Source organism: Bacillus sp. V59.32b, assembly GCF_003429085.1.
Classification (GTDB): domain Bacteria; phylum Bacillota; class Bacilli; order Bacillales; family DSM-1321; genus Peribacillus.
This window is the reverse complement of record NZ_QVTC01000110.1, coordinates 1-4950: the sequence shown is the minus strand read 5'-3', so window position 1 is coordinate 4950 and position 4950 is coordinate 1. Positions and strand designations below refer to the sequence as shown.

Below are 4950 nucleotides of genomic sequence, written 5' to 3'. Positions count from 1 at the left end.
GTGCGCGGATTAATCATCATTTTAGCTGTCGCACTTGGACGTAAGGCAATTAAGAATTAGTATAAATAAATTAGTGGGTAGGAGGTAACGCATATGGAAAAGATCAAGGTGGGCGTCATCGGGACAGGTTTCATCGGTCCTACTCATATTGAAGCAGTAAGAAGGCTCGGTTTTGTTGAAGTCGTTGCACTAGCGGATAACGGTCTGGAGACTGCTCAGAAAAAAGCGGCTGAACTCGGAATCGGGAAAGCATACGGAGATTACCGTGAAATGCTTAAAGACGATGAAATACAGGTTATTCATAACTGCACACCAAATCACCTCCATTTCTCAATTAATAAAGAGATCATTTTAGCGGGCAAGCATGTTTTGTCGGAGAAGCCTTTAGCGATGTCAAGCAATGAATCTGCTGAGCTTCTTGCGTTAGCCAAGGAACATAACGTAGTACACGGGGTAAACTTTAATTATCGTCAATTTCCAACTATCAAAAACTTGGAATCGATGGTCAAAAACGATGAATTAGGGAAAGTGAACCTTGTGCATGGAAGCTACCTGCAGGACTGGTTATTGTACGAAACAGACTATAACTGGCGTCTAGATCCGGAAAGTGGCGGGAAAACGCGGGCGGTAGCAGATATTGGATCCCACTGGTGCGACACAGTCCAATATGTAACTGGCAAAAGAATTGTCGAAGTTTTTGCTGACTTTGCAACCGTGCTGCCGGTCAGGAAAAAACCAAAGTCCCATGTATCCACTTTTGGTGGACAAACAGCTGAAGAAGAGAATTATGAAGATGTAGAAATCAAAACGGAAGATTACTCATCAGTTCTTATCCGCTTCGATGATGGAACAAAAGGAGTATTCACTGTTTCCCAAGTAAGTGCTGGTCGAAAAAATAGGCTCAGTTTTGAAATTGATGGAAGCAAGAGTTCGGCTTACTGGAACCAGGAGGAGCCGGAGAAATTATGGATCGGGCATAGGGATAAGCCTAATGAAATTCTATTGGCAGATCCAGCCCTATTTTCACCGGAAGCAAAATCATCGATTCACCATCCGGGAGGGCATAATGAAGGCTGGCCGGATGCGTTAAAGAATGGGATGCTGAATTTCTATTCATTTATACGGGATGGAAAAGACCCGCTACAAGATAAACTCACGTATGCGACATTTGAAGACGGTCATATATCCATGTCGATAACTGATGCGATCTTAGAGAGCAATAACAAGCAAAAATGGGTGAAAGTAGAGGTGTCTTCATGAAGCTAGGTGTATTTACCGCCCTGTATCAAAATCTTCCTTTTGAAGAAATGCTTGATAAATTAAAAGAAATGGGCGTAGAAGCAGTAGAACTAGGCACGGGCAATTACCCGGGAAACCATCATTGTAATCCGGATGAATTATTGGGGAGCTCAGAAAAAATCAGATCTTTTCAACGGGCAATTGAGAAAAGAGGATTAACCATTAGCGGGTTGAGCGTGCATGGAAATCCGCTTCATCCAGATAAAAAAGTAGCGAATGATGCTCATGAAGTCTGGAGAAAAACCGTATTATTAGCTGAACGGTTAGAGGTCCCTGTGATTAATGGTTTTTCAGGTGCTCCCGGTGATCATCCAAATGCTAAATATCCAAACTGGGTAACTTGTTCATGGCCTCCGGAATATTTGGAGATTTTAGACTATCAGTGGAATGATGTGGTGATTCCTTATTGGAAAGAGGAAGCTAAATTTGCGGAATCACATGGAATCAATCAGATCGCTTTTGAAATGCATCCTGGTTTTGTAGTTTACAACCCGGAGACTTTATTGAAATTAAGAGAGCATGCAGGGGAAAGCATTGGAGCTAATTTCGATCCGAGTCATCTTGTATGGCAAGGAATCGATCCGGTAGAAGCGATTAAAAAGCTTGGTCGCGAAAATGCGATTTTTCATTTCCATGCGAAAGACACTTATTTAGATAAGGCCAATATTAGTGTAAACGGCGTACTAGATACAAAACACTACAGTGAAATTCTCGACCGCTCATGGACATTCAGATCTGTCGGCTATGGCCATGATGAAAAAATGTGGAAAGATATTGTAAGCACTCTCCGTGCTGTTGGATACGATTATGTCCTTTCCATAGAGCATGAAGACATGCTTGCTTCCACGGATGAAGGGTTAAGCAAGGCGATCAGCTTACTTAAAGGAATTCTTTTCAAAGAGCAATTAACTGAGATGTGGTGGGCTTAATTTAGTATCAAATAAAATCCCTATCAATTTTGATAGGGATTTTCACTTAATAATAGAATGTTTTGAGTTGAAATAGTAAAGAACTTAATGAGTCAATTAATTTTCAAAAAAGTATTGCAATACAAAATGTAATCGTTTACAATTATTTCGAGATATAATTTACTAGCTTCTAGATCCACTGAAAGGATAAGAATATAAATGGTAAGAATTATTGATGTTGCAAAGAAGGCGAATGTTTCCACAGCTACGGTATCGAGAGTGATAAGCAACTCGGGAACTGTAAAAAGAGAGACAACAGAAAAAGTATTGGAAGCAATAGAACTATTAAAATATCAACCTAATATGCTTGCCAGACAGCTTAGAAGATCAGAAACAAAAACAATACTAGTTGTTATTCCAGATATCACGAACACCTTTTTTTCAAAGGTACTGCGCGGAATAGAAGCCGTTGCGATTCAAAATGGATATCAGGTTTTGCTAGGGGATGCTCTCAATAGTGTGGAACATGAAAGTGGATATTTAAATATTTTACGTCAAAAAAAAGCAGATGGAATGATTCTGTTAACCGCAAGGATTGATGAGGCACTTTTAGATGAAATAGCGAAAGAATTCCCCGTTGTGCTTGCATGCGAATATATGGAAGGATCGCAAATCCCAACGGTCTCAATTGATAATATCAGCAGTGCCAGAAAGGCAACCGATTATTTAATTGGTTTAGGACATAAAAGAATCGGTTTTATCTCCGGCCCACTCAATGTGGTTTTAGGGCGGGACCGATTAAAAGGCTTTAAGCAAGCGATGGCTCAACGTAGCCTGCCGGTTGAACCGCTATTGGTTCAAGAAGGGGACTTTTCGTATGAAAGCGGTTTTAATATGATGTTAAAATTATTAGCAATAGACCACCCTCCGACTGCCGTATTTGCTGCCAATGATGAAATGGCGATCGGAGCCATCAAGGCAATTAAATCGAAGGGATTACAAGTACCGGAAGATTTATCTGTTATTGGTTTTGATGATATCAAATTTGCTTCTATCTTTGAACCTTCTCTTACGACAATAGCACAGCCTACTTTTGATATAGGTTCAAAGGCTACGGAATTACTTATTAAAATTATCAATCAAGATAGGTTAGATGAAAAAAAACAATATATTTTAGCAGATGAGCTTATTGTTCGTGAATCAAGCAAAGAGATCCTTTAAAACAATAAATAAAAAGATAGTATAACCTTTCTATCTTTTTATTTAATATCCAATGTAATGGATTACATAAATAAAATTTTTTAGCCTTGAATGTAATCGGTTACATTGCAGATTGATAATTAAGGAGGTGATTTTGTTCTCTGCGTAGCCTCAAGAGCAATCATAATAATAGAAAGTAAAACGTGCTGAAATAAGCCGTCAAATCCTAATAATCTTAGAATCTTTAGAGGAATTTATTTAGAAGAACAGGGGGCTTTTTATGAAAAAGTATTTATCAATGTTTATTATGATTATGGTGATTAGCAGTCTCGCGCTTGTTGGATGTGGCAAAGAGAGTGCTTCGAATTCTGAAAATGGGGACGAAAAGAGTAAGGGAAGTGAAGTAAAATTACCTGAATCAGGTCCACTAACCATTAATCCAGAAATCCCAGCCGACAAAGAAATAATAAGTAAAGGCCCGCATGGCGAAGATGCGGTAAATGCAAGCGAATTCCAACTTTCAGAAGAGGACCTTGCGAAAATTAAAGCGGGCAAATATAAAGCTGCCATTGCAATGCATTATGCAGGTAATGACTTTTCAACTGCAATCATAAACGGTCTAAAAGCGGCATTTGAAAGAATGGGTGTTGAAGTCGTTGCTGTTACTGATGGACAATTTAAACCTGAAAAACAGATAGCAGATATCGAAACAATCTTGGCAAAAGACCCTGACATTATCGTAAGTTTGCCAGTAGATCCTGTTTCTACTGCTGAAGCATTTAAAAAAGCCTCAGCTGCTGGCGTAAAATTAGTGTTTATGGATAGCATGCCTGCTGGATTAGAAGCCGGCAAAGATTATGTAAGCGTTGTCGCTTCTGACAATTATGGAAATGGTGTCGCTGCAGGTGAAATTATGGGGAAAGAGCTTAAGGGTAAAGGAAAAATGGGTATAATTTTCCATGATATTGATTTCTTTGTAAATAACCAACGCAGAGAAGCTGTAGAAAAAACTATTAAAGAAAAATATCCTGATATTGAAATCGTAGTCAGTAGCGGGATTACTACACCTAACGATGCAGAAAAAGTAGCGTCTGCCATGTTGCAGAGAAACCCTGATTTAGATGGCATATTCGCCATTTGGGATGTACCTGCTGAAGGAGTCCTAGCAGCTGCACGTACGGCTGGAAAAGATGATTTAGTGATTACAACGGTCGATTTAGGCACTAACGTTGCTTTAGAAATCGCTTCCGGTGGAAACGTCAAAGGTCTTGGAGCACAATTGCCATTTGACCAAGGGGTTGCACAGGCAATCTTAGGTGGCTATGCGTTACTGGGTAAAGAAGTTCCTCCATTTGTTTCGGTTCCAGGTTTAACAGTTACGCAAGAGAATGTTTTAGAAGCATGGAAACTAGCTTACCGCACCGATGCTCCTAAAGTAATTCAAGACGCCGCAAAATAATCTTTTGATTTATAGAAATCAATAAAGGCTGCTAGATTTTTAGCAGCCTCTATTAAAAAGAAGGTGAATGAATTGGAACAACCT

Annotated in this window: 4 protein-coding genes; all 4 read left to right on the top strand. The window is 39.4% G+C overall.

Translation table 11 applies throughout. The annotated features are described in order from the left end of the window. Window positions 1-93 precede the first annotated feature (93 nt). On the top strand, window positions 94-1260 hold the full coding sequence (locus D0463_RS18915) for a Gfo/Idh/MocA family protein (RefSeq protein WP_117308903.1): 1167 nt from the start codon (window positions 94-96) through the stop codon (window positions 1258-1260). Beyond that, on the top strand, window positions 1257-2228 hold the full coding sequence (locus D0463_RS18910; RefSeq protein ID WP_117308902.1) for a sugar phosphate isomerase/epimerase family protein: 972 nt from the start codon (window positions 1257-1259) through the stop codon (window positions 2226-2228). The genes D0463_RS18915 and D0463_RS18910 overlap by 4 nt, the downstream gene beginning before the upstream one ends. A gap of 198 nt (window positions 2229-2426) precedes the next feature. Continuing rightward, window positions 2427-3428 (top strand): LacI family DNA-binding transcriptional regulator, encoded by a 1002-nt coding sequence (locus D0463_RS18905; RefSeq protein WP_117308901.1) that lies wholly within the window; start codon window positions 2427-2429, stop codon window positions 3426-3428. A 259-nt stretch (window positions 3429-3687) separates the two neighbouring features. Further along, on the top strand, window positions 3688-4866 hold the full coding sequence (locus tag D0463_RS18900; RefSeq protein ID WP_117308900.1) for a substrate-binding domain-containing protein: 1179 nt from the start codon (window positions 3688-3690) through the stop codon (window positions 4864-4866). The last annotated feature ends 84 nt before the right edge of the window (window positions 4867-4950 follow it).

Bases quoted from the DNA above. Each gene is read 5' to 3' on its own strand.
- D0463_RS18915 (WP_117308903.1), top strand. From the start codon at position 94: ATGGAAAAGATCAAGGTGGGCGTCATCGGGACAGGTTTCATCGGTCCT.
- D0463_RS18900 (WP_117308900.1), top strand. From the start codon at position 3,688: ATGAAAAAGTATTTATCAATGTTTATTATGATTATGGTGATTAGCAGT.
- D0463_RS18905 (WP_117308901.1), top strand. From the start codon at position 2,427: ATGGTAAGAATTATTGATGTTGCAAAGAAGGCGAATGTTTCCACAGCT.
- D0463_RS18910 (WP_117308902.1), top strand. From the start codon at position 1,257: ATGAAGCTAGGTGTATTTACCGCCCTGTATCAAAATCTTCCTTTTGAA.